Below are 19,745 nucleotides of genomic sequence, written 5' to 3'. Positions count from 1 at the left end.
AACGCTCTCCTATGGGGGTTTCAGACGAAGATCATCACATCCCGGGCGTTCCAGCCCAGATGCACGGTTTGACCGGTCTCGAACTGCGTATGGTGCAGCGGGTCATGGTCAAAGACCCTTAGAGTATGCCCTTCCGGCCGGATCAGAGCCACATCATAGACGATCCGCTCGCCCTCGAAGATCACATCCAGCACGCGGCCTTCCAGTCGAGTATCAAGGGCCTGCAGCTGCGCCGCCTCCCCGGCAATCCGGATCTGTTCGGCCCGCAGCGCGCCGGTGACGGTCTGGCCGACCTGCGGCGCCGCGCGCATCGCCACCCCGGTCAGCGCCACGCCGTCGCAGTCATAGCCCACGACATCGCCGACCGACCGCACCACGCCGGGCAGGAAATTCGTCACACCAATGAAATTGGCCACGAAGGGGTTGCCGGGGTTGCGATAGGTCTCGGCAGGCCGCGCCTTCTGCTGGATCGCCCCGCCATCCATCACGATGATCTCGTCCGACACCACCAAAGCCTCGCGCTGGTCATGCGTCACGTTGATCGTCGTCACCCCCAGGGCGTGCTGGATGCGGCGAAACTCCAGCTGCATCTCCTCGCGCAGCTTGCGGTCCAGCGCGGCGAGGGGTTCGTCCAGCAAGAGAAGGTCGGGTTCAAAGACCAAAGCCCGCGCAATCGCCACGCGCTGCTGCTGGCCGCCCGACAGTTCATGAATCCGCCGTTTGCCATAGCCGCCCAGCCGCACCAGGTCGAGGAACTGATCGACCTTCGACGGGATCGTCCGCGCATCATGGCGGCGCATCCGCAGGGGGAAGGCCACGTTGTCCTCGGCGCTCAAATGCGGGAACAGAGCCAGTTTCTGGAACACCATCCCGATGGAGCGCTCATGTGGCGGCACCGCGCCAACTGCCTTGCCGGCGATGAAGATCTCGCCATGCGTCGGCTGCTGAAACCCCGCGATCATCCGCAGAAGCGTGGTCTTGCCGGAACCTGACGGCCCGAGGATCGTCAGGAACTTGCCCTTCTCCAGCGAGAAAGAGGCCGATTTCACCGCAGGCTTGCCCTGATAGACCATCGAGACATCGCGCACGTCCACCGCCGTCGGCTCAGATGCTGGCAAGATAGCCTCCGTCAATCGGCAGACACTGCCCGGTGATATAGGCGGCGGCCTCCGAGGCCAGGAAGACCACCGCCCCGCCGACATCCTCCGCCCGGCCAAAGCGGCCCTGCGGGATCTTGGCCAGCATCGCCTGCTGCCAGGCGGCATCCTGATAAAACCCCTCAGTCATCGCGGTGCGGAAATAGCCTGGCGCAATCGCATTCACCCGAATGCCACGCCCGGCCCATTCGGACGCCAAGGCCCTCGTCATCCCCAAAAGCCCGGATTTCGAGGCGCCATAGGCCACCGCCGTCGGCACGCCCACATAGCTGGTGAGCGAGCAGAGGTTGACGATCGCCCCGCCCGCCATATGCCCCGCCGCCGCCTGCGCGCAAAAGAAGGCACCTTTCAGGTTGGTGTCCACGATCCGGTCCCAAAGCGCCGCATCAACCGCAGAGGACTCGCGCACCTCTTCACAGCCCGCATTGTTGACGAGGATATCGAGGCCCCCCAAGGCCGCCCGCGCCTCGGCAAAAACAGGCTCTATTCTGGCGGTTTCGGTCACATCCAGACCTAGGCACAGGACCTTGCGGCCAAAGCGCTGCAGCAGGGCCTCGGTCTCGCCCAACCCCTCAACCTGCCGCGCGGTGATCACCAGATCGCAGCCCGCCTCGGCCAGATCCAGCGCAATCGCCTGCCCCAGCCCCCGGCTTGCCCCGGTCACCACGGCCCTTTTCCCCGACAGATCGAACTTTCCCGCCAAACCCCGCCCCCTTGCTTTGACCCAACAGAAACACGGAAAAAACAGGTTGTCTATACCACCATATACAAACAGCGACTCCCCGCGCGCGCCCTGCCCGATCTTCAGGCAATGGCCGGGCCCTGTCACCAAACATTCACCGGCCTGAGGCGGCAGCGTCACAAAGCGGCGCTACGCCCCGCCAGATGAAACCGGAGATATGCCCCGTGCTGCAGTTCAAGGATGTCACCCGCAAATTCGGCGACAAGGCCGCCGTCGACCGGGCGAGCTTTGTGATCGACAAGCCGGCCTTCGTCGGCGTCATCGGGCGGTCCGGCGCGGGGAAATCGACGCTCCTGCGGATGATGAACCGTCTGACCGATGCCACCTCGGGCGCGGTCATCTTTGAAGGGCGCGAGATTCTGACCCTGCAGGGCGCCGCCAAACGTGCCTGGCAAAGCCAATGCGCGATGATCTTCCAGCAGTTCAACCTGGTGCCGCGGATGGATGTGGCCTCCAACGTGCTGCACGGCATCCTGAACCGCCGCTCCACCCTCGCCACCCTATTCAACCTCTGGCCCGAGGCCGATATCCGCCGCGCCCTCTCGATCCTCGACCGGCTCGGCATTGCCGAACAGGCCCCGAAACGGGCCGAGGCGCTGTCGGGCGGCCAGCAGCAGCGCGTCGCCATCGCCCGCGCCCTGATGCAGGACCCGAGGATCATTCTCGCCGACGAGCCCATCGCCTCGCTCGACCCGATGAACGCCCAGCTCGTCATGGACAGCCTGCGCCGCATCCATGAAGAGGACGGCCGCACCGTCATCGCCAACCTCCACACGCTCGACACCGCGCGGCGCTATTGCGACCGGGTGATCGGCATGCGCGACGGCCGCGTCGTCTTTGACGGCACGCCCGAACAGCTGACCCAGGGGGTCGCGCGCGACATCTACGGCGCCGACGACAGCTTCAACGAAAGCGCCACTTCCACCGCCATTTCGGCCCCCGACCGCGATTATGCCGCGGCGATGCTGGCCTGAAATTCCTTTCCCCGGCCCCGAACGGGCCAAAAACCGGAGACGACCATGAAAAAGCTGCTCGCCCTTCTTACCGCCTCAACCCTGCTGGCCGGTGCCGCACAGGCGCAAGAGATTAAGCAATTCAACCTCGGCATCCTCGGCGGCGAGAATGCGCAGGACCGTCTGGCCTCGAACGAATGCTACCGCGCCGCGCTGGAGAAAGAGCTGGGCGTGCCGGTCAAGGTCTTCACCCCGGCCGATTATGACGGCGTGATCCAGGGCCTTCTGGGCGGGACGCTCGACATGGCCTGGATGGGCGCTTCGGGCTTTGCCAAGATCTACCTGACCGACCCGAAAGCCGTGGAAGTGCGCCTGACCACCCAGCATCTGGACGGTTCGACCGGCTATTACTCGATCGGCTTCACCCGCAAGGACACCGGCATCAAGACGATGGACGAGGCCAAGGGCCATTCCTTCGCCTTCGGCGAGCCGAACTCCACCTCGGGCTACCTGGTCCCCGGTTCCGAGCTGATCGCCAAATACGGCAAGCTGGAGGATTACTTCTCCTCGGTGAAATTCTCCGGCGGGCATGAGCAGACCATCGTCGGCGTCGCCAATGGCACCTTCGATGCGGGTGTGTCCTGGGCCGATGGCCAGGGCAACTGGGAAGACGGCTACAACTCCGGCGCCTTCCGCAAGGCCGTGGATTCGGGCCTGGTCGACATGAACAACCTGGTCGAGATCTGGCGTTCGAAGCTGATCCCGGAAGGCCCGATGGTGGTGCGTTCGGCCCTGCCGCAGGACGTGAAGGACAAGGTCACCGCCCTGACCGCAGCCCTGCCGCAGACCGACAAGACCTGCGCTTACGGCGTTGCCGCGGGTGAGGTCAAAGGCTTCGTCCCGGTCACCCTCGACGCCTATGAGGGCATCATCGCCGCCCGCAAGCTGCAAGACGCGAAGTAAGATCCCCCTTCCCATCGCCGGGCCCCTTCATCGGGGCCCGGCTCTTTCATTCGGGTTCCCCATGGTTGACCTCGCCTTCGGACCAGAGAAGGGCCCGCGCCCTGATCCCGCCGACAAAAGCCAAGCCTATCTGGAGATGGTCCGCAGAAAGCGGCTCTATGGTACCATTTTGCTGGTGCTGATGGTGGCTTTGCTCGCCTCGGGGTTCCGCATGGCCGAAAGCCGCAACGCCGGCGGCTTCCTCAACGGGTTGCCGATGCTGGGCGCCTTCCCCTCCGAGGTTCTGTCCGAGGGTTGGCGTGACCGCGCCAAGCTGCCCGGCCTGATGGCGCATTTCCTGCCCTCGCTGATCGAGACCTTGAACATCGCCGCCGTCTCCACCCTGATCGGCGGGCTGTTTGCGGCGCTCCTCGCCTGCCTTTCGACCCGCGGCCTCGCCCCCTGGCCGCGCCTGACCCCGGTCTTCCGCCGCACGATGGACGCCCTGCGTGCCCTGCCGGATGTGGTGATCGCCCTCGTGCTGATCTTCGTCCTTGGCGGCGGCCCGATCCCCGCCGTGGTCGCCATCGCACTTCATACCGCGGGCGCCTTGGGCAAACTCTTCTCTGAAGCCGCCGAAAACGCCGATCTGAAACCGGTGGAGGGGCTGACTTCCGTCGGCGCCACCTGGGGTCAGCGGATCTGGCTTGGCGTGATCCCGCAGGTCGCGCCGAACTGGATGTCCTATGGATTGATGCGGTTCGAGATCAACGTCCGCGCCTCGGCCATCCTCGGTTTCGTGGGGCAAGGCGGGATCGGCTATGACCTGAAACTCGCGATGCAATGGGGCCAGGGCCGCTACGATCAGGTCGTCGCCATCTTCATCATCCTCTTCCTGACCATCGTCGCCATCGACCGCTTTTCCGACGCCATGCGCCAGCAGCTGACCAAGGGAGCGCGCCATGGTTGACGCCAGCCTTTTCGCCGCCGTCGAGGGCAGCTTCACCCGCCGCCGCCGCTTTGCCCTCGCCGTGCCGGTGCTGATCCTCGCCTATCTCCTCTATGCCGCCATGGCCTTCGACCTGCTCGGCGTCGCCTCGCGGGCGCGGATGGACAATGCCGCCGTGCTTCTGTCGGATTTCGTCAGCTACAAGGTCCATGTCACCCGCGACAACCGGACCGGCGCTGTCACCTCCTCGATCGACGGCGACAACCGATATGCCTTTTCTCCCGATTGGGTCAAAACCGCAGGATCAGTGACACATATCGACCTCGGCCACGGCAATCTGGTGACCTATGACGCCACGGGCGCGCGCTTTGTCGTGCCGGGCTATGGCACCATCGTCATCACCCCCAGGGACGGCGGCTTGAGCCTTTCCGCCCCGCAGCCCCTGCCCAACTGGATCAGCGCCTCTGACACCCGCGTCGCCGTCACCACCCCCGCCGGTCGCTTCAACTACACCCGCTCCAAGGTCGAAACCTTCCGCTATTTCCCGGGGTGGGAGCTGTTCTTCTTCACCTTCGACAGCCCCTTCTACGGCAAATCCTGGGGCAGCCTGATCGCCTCCGCCCTGTGGGAGCCGCGGGTCGATCCGGCGCAATCCAACCTCGCCCATATGGCGTCGGACTTCTGGACCAACCGGATGTGGCACCATTCGGATGTGTTTTACGCCATGTTCGAGACGATTCTGATGGCCTTCCTCGGCACCTTCACCGCCGCGCTGATCGCCCTGCCCCTCAGTTTCCTCGCCGCGTCGAACATGATGCCTTTCCGCCTCATGCGCTTTGCCATGCGCCGGGTCTTCGACTTCATCCGCGGGGTGGATGCGCTGATCTGGACCATCATCCTGGCCCGTGCCTTCGGTCCCGGCCCGATGACCGGCGCCCTCGCCATCCTGATGACCGACACCGGCGCCTTCGGCAAAACTTTCTCCGAGGCGCTGGAGAACATCGACGAAAAGCAGGTCGAGGGCATCCGTTCCACCGGCGCCAATGCCGTGCAGCGCGCCCGTTTCGGCGTCATCCCGCAGGTGATGCCGGTCCTGATGAGCCAGGTGCTTTACGCCTTTGAATCCAACACCCGCAGCGCCACCGTCATCGGCGCCATCGTCGGCGGCGGCATCGGGCTTCTCCTCACCCAGGCGATCCAGACCCAGAAGGATTGGGAGGATGTCGCCTATTACCTCATCCTGATCGTGCTGATGGTGATGCTGATGGACTGGGCCTCGGGCCAGATCCGCCGCCGTCTGATCAAGGGCTGAACCATGCCGAAGCTTTCCGCCAGCGAACCGCTGATCCACCCCAATTGCACCCTGATCGAGGCCCATTTCGGCGCCTGGTGCGAGGTGGGCGAGGGCAGCCGTATCCTCCATTCCACCTTCGAGGATTATGCCTATTGCGACCGCCTGTCGGACATCGCCAATACGACCGTCGGCAAATTCGCCAATATCGCGGCGATGACCCGGATCGGCCCGACCGACCACCCCTATCAGAACGCCTCGCTGCACCATTTCCTCTACCGCTCGGCCGCCTACTGGGACGATGTGGCCGATGACGCGGATTTCTTCGCGCATCGCCAGTCGCGCCGCACGGTGATCGGGCCGGATACCTGGCTGGGGCATGGCGTGGTGGTGAAGCCCGAGGTGACGATCGGCGCCGGTGCCATCCTCGCCTCCGGCGCCGTGGTGACCAAGGACGTGCCGCCCTACATGATCTACGCCGGCGTGCCCGCCATGCCCCTGCGCCCGCGCTTTGCCCCGCAGGTGGCCGAGCGGATGCAGGCCCTCGCCTGGTGGGACTGGAGCCATGACGCCCTGCGCCAGGCCCTGCCCGACTTCCGCACCCTGCCCGCCGAGGCTTTCCTTGAGAAATACGAAGGTAATTCGCCCGCTCAAGTGGGTTAAGCGAAGGCTAACGGAATCTGTAAAACCGTTCCGCGTCAAGCCCTTGCACAGAATTTCACGCGTGCAATCCTACTCCGCCGCGATCATCTCATCTTCTGAAAGCGCCGAAATCACCCGCGGCTGCGCCATGAAGCGCCGCCCGGCCTCGCCCGCCAGATAGGTGAGCCGGCCATTGCAGATCGTCGCCTCGATCCGCCGCGAGGCGGCCTCGATCACCACCAGATCGGCCCGCCGGCCCGGGTCAAGCCTGCCCCGGTCGGTCATCCGCAAGATCTCCGCCGGGGTGGAGGAGATCAGGGCCCAGGCCTTGGGCAGGCTCAGAATGCCGCGATCCACCAGCGCCCAAACGGCCAGCGGCAGGGCAGGCAGGTGATAATCCGAGACCAAAGCATCACACAGCCCCGCTGCAATCAGATCCGAGGCCGAGGCATTGCCGGCCTGGCTCTGCCCCCGCACCACATTGGGCGCGCCCATGATCACCGGGCTGAACATCGCATGGGCAGCGGCGGCGGCGCGGTGGGTCAGCGGAAACTCCGCCACCTGGGCGCCGATCATGCGGAACTTCTCCCGCGTCTCGCCATCGGGGTCGTCATGGCTGCCATAGACGACGCCCATCGCATCGAAGGCCTCCGCCAGCCGACACAGGCTGCGCGCGACCTCACCCTTCGCGTCCCGGGCGACCTGGATCGCCTCGGCCAGCTCCTCGGGGGTCTTGCCGACCTTGCGCGCCCAATGGGCAAAGGCGGCGGGGGCGACGCGCGACATCTGGAAGCCTTCCTCCAGATGGTCGTTGAAGACGACATAGCCGACACCATGCCGCTTGACGACCTCGATCAGGCGCTGGGTCTCGCCGACCAGATGCGTCTCGGCCCGGATCTGCAGGCGCAGGTCGGTCATGGCCTGCGGCCGGTAGGATTTGAGCGCGCCCAGCACCGCCTCGGCATGATCCGGGCTGCGCGAGCCACCCTCCCAGCTCCAGCTTTGGGCGAGGTAGGCGGTCGTCACCCCATGGCTCGCCGCCTCGCGGTCAAAGGAGGCAAGCCCGGTTTCCAGCGGAAAGGGTGCCGAGGGGCGCGGCGCCATGTGGTGTTCGAAGCCGTCGCCATGCAGGTCGATGATGCCGGGCATGATGTAGAACCCGGTCAAATCGACCTCCGGCAGGGGCCCCGGCTCCAGCCGCCCAGCGGCAAGCCCGAGCGAGCGCAACTGCATCTCGCCGTCGCGCAGAACATGGGCACCGGTCAGGCGCAAAGGGGGCAGGAAATCGGTCATCACAGGATCCATCGGGCTGAATGGACAGGGAGATACCCGAACCGCGCAACGGGAACGTGACAGTTACTCGGGAATCACCGTCAAAGTGACGCGGTCGCCGACAAACCAGGTGGTGCCGAATTCCACCGGCTGGCCCGCGGCATCGACATTCACCGTGATCGAGCGCAACAACGGCGCTCCCTGCGAAACCTGAAGGTGCAGCGCCTGGACCGCATCGGCCTGCCGCGCGGTCATCCGGGTCAGCGCACGGGTATAGTCGGACAGGCCACCACGGGCCAAAGAGGCGGTGATAGAGCCTGTTTCTGCCATCGCCTCCAGAAAATCCGGAAAGCGTTCCGCCGGAAAGACCGAGCGGAACAGGGCCATCGGCAGACCATCGGCGAGAGAGATCCCCTCGATCAGATGCACCAGGCACCCCGGCGGCAAGGCCAGCGCCTCGGCCTCGGGCGGGCTCGCGGGCCTCGTCTCGCGCCGCAGGAACCGGCGCGACGGCGTGCGCCCCGAGGCGAGGACATTCTGATGAAAGCGCACCCTGCGCCCCAACGGGTAATCGGTCGGGGTCGAGGTCACGAAAACCCCTGCGCCGCGCCGCGACTGCACCAGCCCCTCTTCGGCCAACGCCGATAGCGCGTGGCGCACCGTGTGGCGGTTGACCCCGAAGCGCTGCGCCAATTGCGCCTCGGTCGGCAGTTTTGCGCCGGGGCCATAGCTGCCGCCGGCGATTTCCGCCTTCAAAGCCGCGTGGATCGAGGACCAGACCGGGCTGCGGGCCAATGTTACAGAACTTTCACGTGCATTCCCCGGACGGTGAGGGTAAGAGTTGTCTAGTTGTATAGTGTGTTAGACAACTTGGCAAGATGTCGGATGGGCGATGAAAGACACAACAGCAAACCCGCAGGCGCGTCAGGACTGGATGGGCCTTCTCGCCCGTGCGGTGCCGGAAAAACTGTCTCTATTACTGCCGGAAATGCCGCCGCATGACCTTTTGCGCGGCCCCGAGGTCGGCGCAGTCATGGTGCGTGGGCGGACCGGCGGCACGGGCCAGCCCTTCAATCTGGGCGAGATGACGGTGACGCGCTGCTCGGTCCGGCTCGCCTCGGGGGAGGTCGGCCATGCCCATGTGCAGGGGCGCGACAAGGCCCATGCCAGACAGGCCGCCGTGCTGGACGCGATGCTGCAGACCGATTCCGCCGAGGCGCTGCAAACCCGCATCCTCACCCCGCTGCGCCAGGCCGAAGCCGCCGCGCAACAGCTGCGGGCGGCGAAGGCGGCGGCGACACGGGTCGAATTCTTCACCCTGCAACGCGGAGAGGACAAATGACGCCAGACATGCTTTCCGGCGGCTTTGCCGAGACCTCCAGCCAATCCGCCCGCGCCTTCCGCGCCGCGATGGAGGCGATGGCCCGCCCCGGCACCCTGCACCAGGTCGCGGGCGCAGCACCACCGGCGCCTCTCTCCATGGCCGCGGGGGTGCTGATCCTGACTCTCTGCGACGGCACCACCCCGGTCCACCTCGCCCCGTCGCTGGACCATGCCGCCCTGCGCGCCTGGATCACTTTCCACACCGGCGCGCCGTTGGTTGCGGCCGAGGAGGCGAGCTTTGCCATCGGTGCATGGGAAGAGCTGCTGCCGGTCGACCGCTTTGCCATCGGCACGCCGGATTACCCCGACCGCTCCGCCACGCTGATCGTCGAAATGCCGGCGCTGAAGGCCACGGGCTACCGCCTGACCGGACCGGGGATTGCCGCACATGTGGCTCTATCCTTGCCGGAAATGGCCGCTTTCCGCGCCAACCGCGCGCTGTTCCCGCAAGGGTTCGACACTTACCTGACCTGCGGCGACCAGCTTGCCGCTGTGCCGCGCAGCACCATCGTGGAGGCGCTCTGATGTATGTCGCAGTCAAAGGCGGCGAGCGGGCCATCGATGCCGCGCATGAATGGCTGGCCGAGGAACGGCGCGGCGACCGCGACATTGCCGAACTTTCGGTGCCGCAGATCCGCGAACAAATGGCGCTGGCGGTCAACCGGGTGATGGCGGAAGGCTCGCTTTACGATCCCGACCTGGCCGCGCTGGCGATCAAGCAGGCGCGGGGCGATCTGATCGAGGCGATCTTCCTGATCCGCGCCTATCGCACCACCCTGCCGCGACTGGGCGCCTCGCTCCCCGTCGAAACCGCGAATATGGCCGTGTCGAGACGCATTTCCGCGACCTTCAAGGACCTGCCGGGCGGCCAGATCCTCGGCCCGACCTTCGATTACACCCACCGTCTGCTGGATTTCAAACTCGCCGCCGAGGGCGGGGCGCCCGAGGCCCCCACCGCCCCGGCAAGCCTTGACCCGGTGCCGCATGTCATGGGAATGCTCGACCGCGACGGGCTGATCCAGACCGAGGCCAAGGGTGATGCCACCCCGCCCGACCTGACCCGCGCGCCGATGGAGCTTCCGGCCAGCCGGCCTCTGCGGCTGCAGGCGCTGACCCGGGGGGACGAGGGCTTCATCCTCTCGCTCGCCTATTCCACCCAGCGTGGCTATGGCCGCACCCATGCCTTTGTCGGCGAACTCCGCATCGGGGAAGTGCCGGTGGAGATGGAGATCCCCGAGTTGGGCTTTGCCGTCCAGATCGGCACGGTCGAGCTGACCGAATGCGAGACGGTGAACCAGTTCAAGGGCTCGAAAACCGAGCCGCCCCAGTTCACCCGTGGCTATGGCCTGGTCTTCGGCCAGACCGAACGCAAGGCCATCGCGATGAGCCTGGTCGACCGTGCCCTGCGCTGGAAGGAGTTGGGCGAGGATTTCACCGGCGCCCCGGCGCAGGATGAGGAGTTTGTCCTGATGCACAGCGACAATATACAGGCGACCGGCTTTCTCGAACATATCAAGCTGCCGCACTACGTTGATTTTCAAGCGGAATTGGAACTGGTGCGCCGCCTGCGCACCGAGTCTAAGGCTGTGGCTACCGCTGCGGCTGCCGCCCGGCAGGAGGCTGCGGAATGAACGACTACAACTTTGCCTATCTCGACGAGCAGACCAAGCGGATGATCCGCCGCGCCATCCTCAAAGCCCTGGCGATCCCCGGCTATCAGGTGCCCTTCGCCAGCCGCGAGATGCCGATGCCCTATGGCTGGGGCACCGGCGGCGTGCAGGTGACGGCGGCTTGCCTTGTGCCGGAAGACCGGCTGAAGGTGATCGACCAGGGCGCCGATGACACGACCAATGCCGTCTCGATCCGCCGTTTCTTCCAGCGCACCGCGGGCGTTGCCGTGACCGAAGCCACGGTGGAGGCGACCGTGATCCAGACCCGTCACCGCATTCCGGAAACCCCGCTGACCGAGGGCCAGATCCTGGTCTATCAGGTGCCGATCCCCGAACCCCTGCGCTTTCTGGAACCGCGCGAGACCGAGACCCGCAAGATGCACGAGCTGGAGGATTACGGCCTGATGCATGTGAAGCTGTATGAGGATATCGCCCGGCATGGGCAGATCGCCACCTCCTACGACTATCCGGTCAAGGTCGAGGCGCGCTATGTCATGTCGCCCTCGCCGATCCCGAAATACGACAACCCCAAACTTGGCGGAAATCCCGCGATCCAGCTGTTCGGCGCCGGGCGTGAACAGCGGATCTATGCGCTGCCGCCCTATTGCCAAGCGGTCTCGCTCGATTTCGAGGATCATCCTTTCGTGGCCAGCAAGGCCGCGCATGACTGCGACCTGTGCGGTGCCGGGACAAGCTATCTGGACGAGGTGATCCTGAACGACGCGGGCGAGCGGATGTTCGTCTGTTCCGACACCGATTTTTGCCAGAGCCGTCGCAAGGCCGGGCATCTCGGGCGGCTTGGTGTGGCTGAGGGGGATCTGTGATGGCGCTGGACAGCATGGCACCGCTTCTGTCGGTGCGCGGCATATCGAAGTCTTACGGCGGCAGGATCGGCTGTGACAGGGTCGATTTCGACCTCTTCCCCGGCGAGGTTCTTGGGATTGTCGGCGAAAGCGGCTCGGGCAAGTCGACGCTGCTGTCTTGCCTCGCCGGGCATCTGGCGCCGGACCGCGGCGAGGTGATCTTTGCCACCGGCGAGGGCCCGCGCGACACGGTGCGCATGGGCGAGGCGGCGCGCCGCAGGCTAGCGCGGACCGATTGGGCCTATGTCCACCAGAACCCGCGTGACGGGCTGCGGATGGGGGTTTCGGCCGGGGGCAATGTCGGCGAAAGGCTGATGGCGGTCGGGGCGCGGAACTATGGTGACATCCGCGCGACGGCGCTGGACTGGCTCGGAAGGGTCGAGATTGCCGGCGACCGGATCGACGACCGGCCCTCGGGCTTTTCCGGCGGGATGCAGCAGCGCCTGCAGATCGCGCGCAATCTGGTGACCGGGCCACGGCTGGTCTTCATGGATGAGCCGACGGGTGGCCTCGATGTCTCGGTCCAGGCGCGGCTTCTGGATCTGTTGCGCGGGTTGGTGCGAGAAATGGGGCTTTCGGCCATCATCGTGACACATGATCTTGCGGTTGTCCGGCTTTTGGCCGATCGGTTGATGGTGATGAAGGGCGGCCATGTCGTCGAACAGGGCCTGACCGATCAGGTGCTGGACGACCCGCAACATGCCTATACGCAGCTTTTGGTCTCTTCGGTCTTGCAGGTGTAGAATGATCACGGTCCGCAATCTTTCCAAAAGCTTCACCCTGCACAACCAGGGCGCGGCGGTCATTCCGGTGATGGAAGGCGCCGATCTGCAGGTGGCGCCCGGCGAATGTCTCGGCCTCATCGGCGCCTCGGGCTCGGGGAAATCGACGCTGATGCGGATGATCTGGGGCAATTACCTCGCGGCGTCGGGTTCGATCCTGGTCGGTGACCTTGACGTGGCCAGGGCCCAACCACGCGAGATCATCGCGCTGCGGCGGGCGACGCTGGGCTATGTAAGCCAGTTCCTTCGCGTCGTGCCGCGGGTGCCGACGCTGGATGTGGTGGCCGAACCCCTGCTGGTGCTGGGCGTCGCCAAGGAAGAGGCACGCGGCCGCGCCGCAAGCCTACTGGCACAACTCAACATCCCCGAACGTCTGTGGTCGCTGTCGCCCACCACCTTTTCGGGCGGCGAGCAGCAGCGGGTCAACATCGCGCGCGGCTTCATCCATCCCTATCCCGCGCTTTTGCTGGATGAGCCGACGGCGAGCCTTGATGCGACCAACCGCGAGGTTGTCCTCGGTCTGGTCGAGGAAGCCAAGGCGCGCGGCGCCGCCATCATCGGCATCTTCCATGACGAGGGCGCGCGCGACCGGCTCTGCGACCGGCTGGTCGATGTGACCGGATTCACCCCCGGCCTGAGCGGAGCCGCCGCATGAAGGGCCGGGTCTATGCCGTGGTCGGGCCGTCGGGCGCGGGCAAGGATACACTTCTGGCAGGGGCCATCGCCGCCTCGCCCCAGCTGCACTGGGCGCGGCGCACCATCACAAGGCCCGAAACTGCCGGCGGCGAACCCTATGAAGGCGTCACTCCGGCCGAGTTCGACGCCCTGAGCGATGCTGGCGCTTTCGCGCTGCAATGGCCTGCGCATGGCCTGCGCTATGGCATCCGCAAGGCGGAGTTTGCCGGCCTTGCGCAGGGCATCGACGTGCTCTTCAACGGCTCGCGCGCCGCACTTCCCTTGGCTTTGGCGCAGTTTCCCGACCTGGTCGTGCTGCGGATCACCGCGCCGTCCAAGGTGCTGGCCGAACGCCTCGCCGCGCGGGGCCGCGAAACCGCCGCCGAGATCGAGGCCCGCCTCGCCCGCGCCTCTTACGAGGTGCCGGAGGGCCTGCCGGTCATCGACGTGGCCAATGACGCCAGCCCGCAAACCGGCGTGACCCGGCTTCTGGCAGCGCTTCAGGTCAGGGCATAGCGGTGGAGCAGATGGAACTGACCATCCCCCGCCTCACCGAACAGGCAGAGCGCCGCGATCCGGAAGGGGCGGGGCAGAAGCGGAGTGAAATACGTCTCTGCAAGCCCGGTCAGAGCCTGTTTTTCCTCCTCGGCCAGGGGGCCGGAGAGGGTCAGATGGAAGCGGAACTCCTCCATCACGAAGGGATAGCCGTAGCGGTCCAGCAGCGCGCGCTGGCGCAGGGTAAGCCGTTCCGGGCGACGGCGGGCAATCTCGGCCTCGGTCAGGGGCGCGCGCAGCAGGTCGAGGTCTTCGACCACACGGGCGGCCAGATCCTGCAGGGCGCTGGCGTCGCCCGTGGGGGTCAGGGCGAGGAACCGCTCCAAAAGATGCAGCGCAAGGCCCGGCATCTCGACCGGGCGCAGGCTTGCGGCAAGGCGTGTGACGGCAGCATCAAGGTCCGCAAGATCCACGCCCTCGGCCAGACGGAAGGGCGGCTTGATCGTGCCGTGAAAGCCGTATTTGCGCGGCTCTTCGGTCAGGCGGGCCAGATCCAGCCCCAGGTCGGGCTGGGCCAAGGCCTGCCCCAGAACCGGGTCCCAGCCGAGCCAGCGCGCCGCGGCATCGGCCAAAGCGCCGCCTTCGGGCGCGTAGTAAATGGCGTAGCGTTTCATCTCTTTCATAGCGTCCTGCCTAGCCCCGTTCTGTCACGCCTCTGTGACGCTTTGGCATCACGTTCCCTTCCAAACTTCAAGGCCCTCGCATGACCGATACATTCCTTGCCAATGCCACGCTTGTCCTGCCGGACGAGATTATCACCGGCGGCCTGCATCTGTCGGACGGCGCGATCCAGTCGATCGACCCTGGCGCTTCGGTGCCGCAGGGCGCTGTCGATTGCGGCGGCGATCTGGTCCTGCCCGGCTTGATCGAACTCCACACCGACAACCTCGAACGCCATATCGAGCCGCGCCCCAAGGTGCCCTTCCCCCATGCCGGCGCCATCCTCGCCCATGACGGCGAGCTGGCCTCGACCGGGATCACCACGGTTTTCGATGCCCTGCGCGTCGGCTCGATCGTCTCGAAGGACAAGGCGGCTTACGGCGAATATGCCCGCCTCTTGGCCGATGAGATCATGGCCCTGCGCGACCAGAAGGCGCTGCGGATCAACCATCTTCTGCACCTGCGCGCCGAGGTCTGCTCCGAGACGCTGATCGCCGAATTGGCGAAGTTCGGGCCTGAGGACGGCATCGGCATCGTCTCCCTGATGGACCACACGCCGGGCCAGCGCCAGTTCCGCGACCTGACCCAGCTGCGCAATTACGTCCGCGGCAAGCATGGCCTCAGCGAGGAGGATTTCCTGCTCCACGTCTCCAACCAGCAGGCGCTGTCCGAACGTCTGGGCGCCGCGCATGAGGCGGCGGCGGTGGCCGAGGCGCGGCGCTTTGGCGCGGCTTTGGCCAGCCATGACGACACCTCGGCCGAACAGGTCGCGACCTCGGCCCGCCACGGCGTCCGCTTTGCCGAGTTTCCCACCACGCTGGAGGCGGCGCGGGCCTGTCGCGCCCATGGCATCCATGTGATGATGGGGGCGCCCAATGTGATCCGGGGCGGCTCGCATTCCGGCAATATCGCGGCTTCGGCGCTGGCCGAGGCGGACCTGCTGGATATCCTCTCGTCGGATTATGTGCCCTCGGCCCTGCTGACCGCGGCCCTGATGCTGGGCGATGTCTGGGGCGACCTGCCGCGCGCGGTGGCCACCGTGACCGCCACGCCGGCGCGCGCCACCGGTCTGGCCGACCGTGGCAGGCTGGAACCCGGCCTGCGCGCCGATGTGATCCGGGTGGCACGCTTTGGCCGGACGGCGGCGGTGCGCGGCGTCTGGGTCGGGGGAAAGAGGGTCGGCTAGGCGTCTTCGCCGTAGTCGGGGCCAAGCTCCGCCGCCATCCGCTCGGCCAGCAGGTTGACCTTGCGGTAGCGCGCCTGACCGGTGACCTCCGCGCCCAGCCAGTCGGGCAGGGGCAGGTCGCTGGTCTCGTCAGGCAGTTCGACCTCGGCCAGGATGATGCCGCCCAGCGGGGCGTCATAGACATCGACCTCCCAGAGAAAGCCCTGGTGCGGCACCTCGTGACGGGTCTTGGACAGGACGCGCCCCTCGCAATGCACGGCGATCAGATGGCGGGCGTCTTCCAGCGGGATCGGATATTCGAACTCGTCCCGCGCGATGCCTTCCCGGGCGCCCTTGTAGGCGATGGTGGCCGCCCCATCCTGAATCCGGACCCGAACCTTGCGTTCCGCCGTGGCCAGAAGCAGCCCATCGGTGATCTGCGACCGGCCGCTTTCCAGCGCGCGCCAGGCATCGGTCCGTACCAGAAACTTGCGTTCGATCTCTCGGGCCAAGATGTCCTCGCTGGCGTATCCCCACCCTGAGTTCCGCAAGCGCCCGCGCCTGTCAAGCCCCTTGGCCGGCCACCTGCGCCGAACCTCGGCCGGTAGGATGGGCAATCTGCCCATCTTCGGGGGGCCGAAAGGTCAGATCTTCGCCAGGATCGTCAGGATCTGCGCCCGCTCGCGCTGGGTCATCGCCCGCGCCGTCTTGGCCGAAACCTCAAGCGCCAGCGGCAGGGTCGCGGCCACGAAGGCCTCGCCCTCGGGCGTCAGCGACACATCCAGCCGCCGCAGGTCCGAGGTCGAGGCTTCGGTCTTGACCAGCCCCTTCTTGCGCAGCCGGTCCACCACGCCATTGGTCGTCGCCGCATCCATCGCCACCAGCCGGCCCAGGTGGTTCTGCGACAAGACGCCGAATTCCTTCAGCTTGACCATCGTGGCGAACTGGGTCGGCGTCACATCCGGGATCGTGGCCGAGAAAATCTCCAGATGCCGCTGGTTGGCAAGGCGCAGCCGGAAGCCGATCTGATCTTCCAGCACATAGCCGTCAACTCCGGGTTGCTTCTCTGTCACCGCGCGCCTCCAAAACTTTCGCAATTCCTGTCACGGAATGCGGCGAAGGTCCATAACACTGCCGCGTCTATTCAAGCCTCGAATGCCGCGTCGAAGGCCGCCTGCATCTCGGCCTCGCTGAGGTTTTCGCCGATATACCAGCTGAGCGTGTCGTAAAGGCTGAGGAACGAACCCCGGCTTCGCGCGATCAGTGCCGCACTTTCCGTGCGCGATAGATTCAGCCTCTGTTCCAGCAGATCCTGCACCAGCGCCACCGCCTGCGGATCGGCCAAAGCATGGTTCGCCGCCGTGGTGGTGCGCAGGGCCTTGCGCGGCGGCGGGGTATGATGGCCCGCAAGCGGGGCCTGAAGCCGGATATCCCGGCTGGAGGCTGCGGCCTCGACCACAAAGCCCTGCCCGCGCAGGACGAAGCGGCGCTCCTCCGGGTCGAAATGGCTGAAGTCGCGCGGGGTCAGGCGGAAGGTCAGGCTGCCGCTCTCGCCCGGTTCCAGCGCGATCTTGCCAAAGGCCTTCAACTCGCGCAGCGGGCGGGCAAGACCGGGGGCGAGGGGGCGGATGTAGATCTGCACCACCTCCTGCCCGGCGCGGGGGCCGGTGTTGGTCACGGTCACCTCCGCCGTGATCCCGCCCTCGGGCGTGACCCTCTCGGCGGACAGGGTCAGCGCGTCATAGCGGAAGCTGGTGTAGCTGAGGCCATGGCCGAAGGGGAACAAGGGCGCCGTGCCGCGCCGGTCATAGCCGCGATAGCCGACATAGATCCCCTCGCTATAGACGTGGTGCAAGGCCTCGCCCGGGTAGCTGAGGAAGCCCGGGATATCGCCGATCTTCTGCGGAAAGGTCACCGTCAGCTTGCCCGAAGGGTTCACGTCACCAAAGAGGATCTGCGCCAGCGCCGCCCCGCCGCCCTGCCCCGGGAAAAAGCAGCACAGGATCGCTGGCACCTCCTCCGCCCAAGGCATTTCCACCGCATCGGGCGTTGTCAGGGTCACAATCACCCGATGCCCGCCCCGTGCCAGCGCGCCGATCAGCGCGTCCTGCCCGGGGGCGAGGCGCAGGCTGTCGCGGTCCGCCCCCTCGCCCTCACTGCCGCTTTGGTGGCTGGCAAAGACCAGCACGGCATCGGCCTCTTGCGCCGCGCGGTGCAGCTGCGCCTCTGCTGCCGCATCCGCCGGAAAGGGCAGATGCACGGTCGCGGAGTCCGGGGCCAAAAGGCGGGTGATCTCCTCCAACGGTACATCGACCCGCGTCGGATTGGTCGAGGCAGAGCCGGAGCCCTGGATCACCGGGCGCACAGCACCTGCGCCGATCACCAGAAGCTTCAGGCCGGTTTTCGGCAGGGGCAGGGTCGCTTCTGCGTTCTTCAAGAGCACGATCGAGGCGGCGGCGATCTTCTGGGCCAGGGCGTGGTGCGCCTCTGCATCAAGCTCTGGCGCGGGGGTGGCGGCACCGGCCTCGGCCCGGCGGACCAGATGCAGCATGCGGCGGCAGGCGAGGTCCAGCGCCGCCTCGGGCACCTGCCCGGCCTCGACCGCCGCGGCCAGGGCATCCCTGCGCCGCGCGCTGCCCGGCATGTCCAGATCGGTCCCCGCCAGCAGGGAAGCAGGCCGGTTCTTGACCGCGTGCCAGTCCGACACCACCAGCCCCTGATAGCCCCAGTCCTGCCGCAAAACCTCGGTCAGAAGCCAGGGATGTTCGGCCGCCTGAATGCCGTTGATCGGGTTATAGGCGCTCATCACCGTCCAGGGGTCGGACTGCGCAATCGCCCGTTCAAAACCGGCGAGGTAGATCTCGCGCAGGGCGCGTTCGCTGACATCGGAACTGACATTGGTCCGGTCGATCTCGGAATTGTTGCAGGCGAAGTGTTTCAGCGAGGCGCCGACCCCCTGCGCCTGCAAGCCGTTGATCATGGCACCGGCCATGTCGCCGCTGACCACCGGATCTTCAGAGTAATACTCGAAGGCCCGCCCGGCCAAAGGCGTGCGGCGGATGTTGATGCCGGGGCCAAGCAGCAGATGCACGCCGAAGGCCCGGCACTCCACCCCCAGAGCCGCGCCCATCTGCCGGGCCAGATCGACATCCCAACTGCAGGCCGACAGGTTGGCATTGGGAAAGCAGGTGGCGGGCCGGGTGGTGCCGAACATGCCCATTTCGTCGGCGCGGGCATTGGCCACGGCGAGGAACTGTTGCAGGCTTTCCCCGGCATCGACCCCGGCGTCGATCTGCGTGGTGGAATAGCGCACCCCATAAGCGCCATCCGTCATGACGAGCGAGGGGATGCCGAGCCGCGCCACCGCCGCGCTGCGCCACAGGCCGTGGCCGTTCAGGAAGGCGATCTTCTCCGCCGTGGTCATGGCGGCGATCAGGTCATCCGCGCCGCTCATGGCGCCCAGGCGCGCAGGATCTGGTCGGTCGAGGCCAGTTCCACCTGATCGGGCAGGCGGCGGGCGAGGATCGCGAGCATGGCCTCATGCGCCTCAAGGTCGCCCGAGGTCACGGCATCCTTGGCCACCACCACGCGCAGGCCCATGTCGACGGCGGCAATCAGGCTGGCATAGACACAGGCATCGGTCTCGGCACCCGAGAAGACGACCGTATCGGTTCCGGCCTGCGCCAGATGGTCCAGAAAGGCGGGCACGGCAAAAAGGGAATAGGTGGTCTTGTCGAACACCCTGGCCCTGGCGGCGAGGTCGGCAAGTTCCGGCACCAGATCCATCACCGCATCGGGCAATCCGGTCACTTGCGGAAACCGCTGGTACAGAGCCTGCCAGCGCCCGATGGCCGCCTCGGGCCGGGCCGGGGTCAGAAAGCGCGAAAAGACCGTCCGCGCGCCGCTGGTCTGGCAAAGCCGCAGCACATTGGGCAGGATCGCCCCGACCTGATCGACCTGCCAGCCATGCGGCTCGGCAAAGAGGCGCTGCATGTCGATGACAAGATGCAGGGTCTGCGGCGAAAGCGGCTGCAACAGCATGGC

The 19,745-nt window shown here is 66.3% G+C and carries 22 protein-coding genes; 13 read left to right on the top strand and 9 right to left on the bottom strand.

The window, feature by feature from the left end; all coding sequences use genetic code 11:
- Positions 1-20 precede the first annotated feature (20 nt).
- Both AC1DZT_RS01200 and AC1DZT_RS01195 read right to left on the bottom strand, forming a co-directional pair.
- Positions 21-1,118: an ABC transporter ATP-binding protein gene (locus tag AC1DZT_RS01200; RefSeq protein WP_478004760.1), complete on the bottom strand. Its 1,098-nt coding sequence runs from the start codon at positions 1,116-1,118 to the stop codon at positions 21-23.
- Positions 1,105-1,860 carry an SDR family NAD(P)-dependent oxidoreductase gene (locus AC1DZT_RS01195; RefSeq protein ID WP_478004759.1) on the bottom strand — a complete coding sequence of 252 codons (756 nt, stop codon included), beginning with the start codon at positions 1,858-1,860 and terminating at the stop codon, positions 1,105-1,107. Before AC1DZT_RS01195 ends, AC1DZT_RS01200 begins: the two co-directional genes overlap by 14 nt.
- A gap of 182 nt (positions 1,861-2,042) precedes the next feature.
- On the opposite strand from AC1DZT_RS01195, the gene phnC reads away from it, so the two are divergent.
- The 5 genes from phnC (at position 2,043) to AC1DZT_RS01170 (ending at position 6,697) form a co-directional block, all read left to right on the top strand.
- Entirely contained in the window at positions 2,043-2,873 is an 831-nt protein-coding gene (phnC, locus tag AC1DZT_RS01190; RefSeq protein WP_478004758.1) for a phosphonate ABC transporter ATP-binding protein, read from the top strand.
- A 45-nt stretch (positions 2,874-2,918) separates the two neighbouring features.
- Complete coding sequence (gene phnD, locus AC1DZT_RS01185; RefSeq protein ID WP_478004757.1) at positions 2,919-3,815, top strand: phosphonate ABC transporter substrate-binding protein; 897 nt, start codon at positions 2,919-2,921, stop codon at positions 3,813-3,815.
- Positions 3,816-3,951: 136 nt separating this feature from the next.
- On the top strand, positions 3,952-4,764 hold the full coding sequence (gene phnE / locus AC1DZT_RS01180) for a phosphonate ABC transporter, permease protein PhnE (RefSeq protein WP_478004756.1): 813 nt from the start codon (positions 3,952-3,954) through the stop codon (positions 4,762-4,764).
- Positions 4,757-6,055 (top strand): phosphonate ABC transporter, permease protein PhnE, encoded by a 1,299-nt coding sequence (gene phnE / locus AC1DZT_RS01175; protein ID WP_478004755.1) that lies wholly within the window; start codon positions 4,757-4,759, stop codon positions 6,053-6,055. The genes phnE (AC1DZT_RS01180) and phnE (AC1DZT_RS01175) overlap by 8 nt, the downstream gene beginning before the upstream one ends.
- A gap of 3 nt (positions 6,056-6,058) precedes the next feature.
- Positions 6,059-6,697, top strand: coding sequence for an LbetaH domain-containing protein (locus AC1DZT_RS01170; protein ID WP_478004754.1), 639 nt, complete (start codon positions 6,059-6,061; stop codon positions 6,695-6,697).
- Positions 6,698-6,766: 69 nt separating this feature from the next.
- On the opposite strand, the gene AC1DZT_RS01165 is transcribed toward AC1DZT_RS01170, so the two are convergent.
- Positions 6,767-7,969, bottom strand: a complete 1,203-nt coding sequence (locus tag AC1DZT_RS01165; RefSeq protein WP_478004753.1) for an alpha-D-ribose 1-methylphosphonate 5-triphosphate diphosphatase — start codon at positions 7,967-7,969, stop codon at positions 6,767-6,769.
- A gap of 63 nt (positions 7,970-8,032) precedes the next feature.
- On the bottom strand, positions 8,033-8,743 hold the full coding sequence (gene phnF, locus AC1DZT_RS01160; RefSeq protein WP_478004752.1) for a phosphonate metabolism transcriptional regulator PhnF: 711 nt from the start codon (positions 8,741-8,743) through the stop codon (positions 8,033-8,035).
- 97 nt (positions 8,744-8,840) lie between these two features.
- On the opposite strand from phnF, the gene phnG reads away from it, so the two are divergent.
- The 7 genes from phnG to phnN are packed head-to-tail and all read left to right on the top strand — an operon-like array spanning position 8,841 to position 13,837.
- Positions 8,841-9,290, top strand: coding sequence for a phosphonate C-P lyase system protein PhnG (gene phnG / locus AC1DZT_RS01155; RefSeq protein ID WP_478004751.1), 450 nt, complete (start codon positions 8,841-8,843; stop codon positions 9,288-9,290).
- Entirely contained in the window at positions 9,287-9,856 is a 570-nt protein-coding gene (phnH, locus tag AC1DZT_RS01150) for a phosphonate C-P lyase system protein PhnH (RefSeq protein ID WP_478004750.1), read from the top strand. Before phnG ends, phnH begins: the two co-directional genes overlap by 4 nt.
- Positions 9,856-10,962: a carbon-phosphorus lyase complex subunit gene (locus AC1DZT_RS01145; RefSeq protein WP_478004749.1), complete on the top strand. Its 1,107-nt coding sequence runs from the start codon at positions 9,856-9,858 to the stop codon at positions 10,960-10,962. Before phnH ends, AC1DZT_RS01145 begins: the two co-directional genes overlap by 1 nt.
- Positions 10,959-11,825, top strand: a complete 867-nt coding sequence (locus AC1DZT_RS01140) for an alpha-D-ribose 1-methylphosphonate 5-phosphate C-P-lyase PhnJ (protein ID WP_478004748.1) — start codon at positions 10,959-10,961, stop codon at positions 11,823-11,825. Before AC1DZT_RS01145 ends, AC1DZT_RS01140 begins: the two co-directional genes overlap by 4 nt.
- Before the next feature lie 14 nt (positions 11,826-11,839).
- The gene (phnK, locus tag AC1DZT_RS01135; RefSeq protein WP_478005075.1) at positions 11,840-12,607 is read left to right on the top strand and encodes a phosphonate C-P lyase system protein PhnK; all 768 of its coding nucleotides are present in this window, start codon (positions 11,840-11,842) and stop codon (positions 12,605-12,607) included.
- A gap of 1 nt (position 12,608) precedes the next feature.
- Complete coding sequence (gene phnL / locus AC1DZT_RS01130) at positions 12,609-13,301, top strand: phosphonate C-P lyase system protein PhnL (protein WP_478004747.1); 693 nt, start codon at positions 12,609-12,611, stop codon at positions 13,299-13,301.
- Complete coding sequence (gene phnN, locus AC1DZT_RS01125; protein WP_478004746.1) at positions 13,298-13,837, top strand: phosphonate metabolism protein/1,5-bisphosphokinase (PRPP-forming) PhnN; 540 nt, start codon at positions 13,298-13,300, stop codon at positions 13,835-13,837. The genes phnL and phnN overlap by 4 nt, the downstream gene beginning before the upstream one ends.
- Here phnN and AC1DZT_RS01120 read toward each other — a convergent pair.
- Positions 13,822-14,499 (bottom strand): DUF1045 domain-containing protein, encoded by a 678-nt coding sequence (locus AC1DZT_RS01120; protein ID WP_478004745.1) that lies wholly within the window; start codon positions 14,497-14,499, stop codon positions 13,822-13,824. The two genes, phnN and AC1DZT_RS01120, sit on opposite strands and share 16 nt — an antisense overlap.
- An 80-nt stretch (positions 14,500-14,579) precedes the next feature.
- On the opposite strand from AC1DZT_RS01120, the gene AC1DZT_RS01115 reads away from it, so the two are divergent.
- A complete protein-coding gene (locus tag AC1DZT_RS01115; protein WP_478004744.1) occupies positions 14,580-15,722 on the top strand; it encodes an alpha-D-ribose 1-methylphosphonate 5-triphosphate diphosphatase in 1,143 nt (380 codons plus the stop codon).
- Here the strand turns inward: AC1DZT_RS01115 and AC1DZT_RS01110 are convergent.
- The 4 genes from AC1DZT_RS01110 to AC1DZT_RS01095 form a co-directional block, all read right to left on the bottom strand.
- Positions 15,719-16,213 carry a CYTH domain-containing protein gene (locus AC1DZT_RS01110; RefSeq protein ID WP_478004743.1) on the bottom strand — a complete coding sequence of 165 codons (495 nt, stop codon included), beginning with the start codon at positions 16,211-16,213 and terminating at the stop codon, positions 15,719-15,721. The genes AC1DZT_RS01115 and AC1DZT_RS01110 overlap by 4 nt on opposite strands.
- Positions 16,214-16,345: 132 nt before the next feature.
- The gene (locus AC1DZT_RS01105; RefSeq protein ID WP_478004742.1) at positions 16,346-16,774 is read right to left on the bottom strand and encodes a MarR family winged helix-turn-helix transcriptional regulator; all 429 of its coding nucleotides are present in this window, start codon (positions 16,772-16,774) and stop codon (positions 16,346-16,348) included.
- Positions 16,775-16,845: 71 nt separating this feature from the next.
- Positions 16,846-19,155: a beta-glucosidase gene (locus tag AC1DZT_RS01100; RefSeq protein WP_478004741.1), complete on the bottom strand. Its 2,310-nt coding sequence runs from the start codon at positions 19,153-19,155 to the stop codon at positions 16,846-16,848.
- Positions 19,152-19,742, bottom strand: a complete 591-nt coding sequence (locus AC1DZT_RS01095; RefSeq protein WP_478004740.1) for a cysteine hydrolase family protein — start codon at positions 19,740-19,742, stop codon at positions 19,152-19,154. The genes AC1DZT_RS01100 and AC1DZT_RS01095 overlap by 4 nt, the downstream gene beginning before the upstream one ends.
- Between the last annotated feature and the right edge of the window lie 3 nt (positions 19,743-19,745).

It is taken from the genome of Rhodobacter sp. P1_C2 (assembly GCF_056406375.1).
The sequence above is the reverse complement of the archived record's forward strand: the minus strand, read 5'-3'. Positions and strand labels throughout refer to the sequence as shown.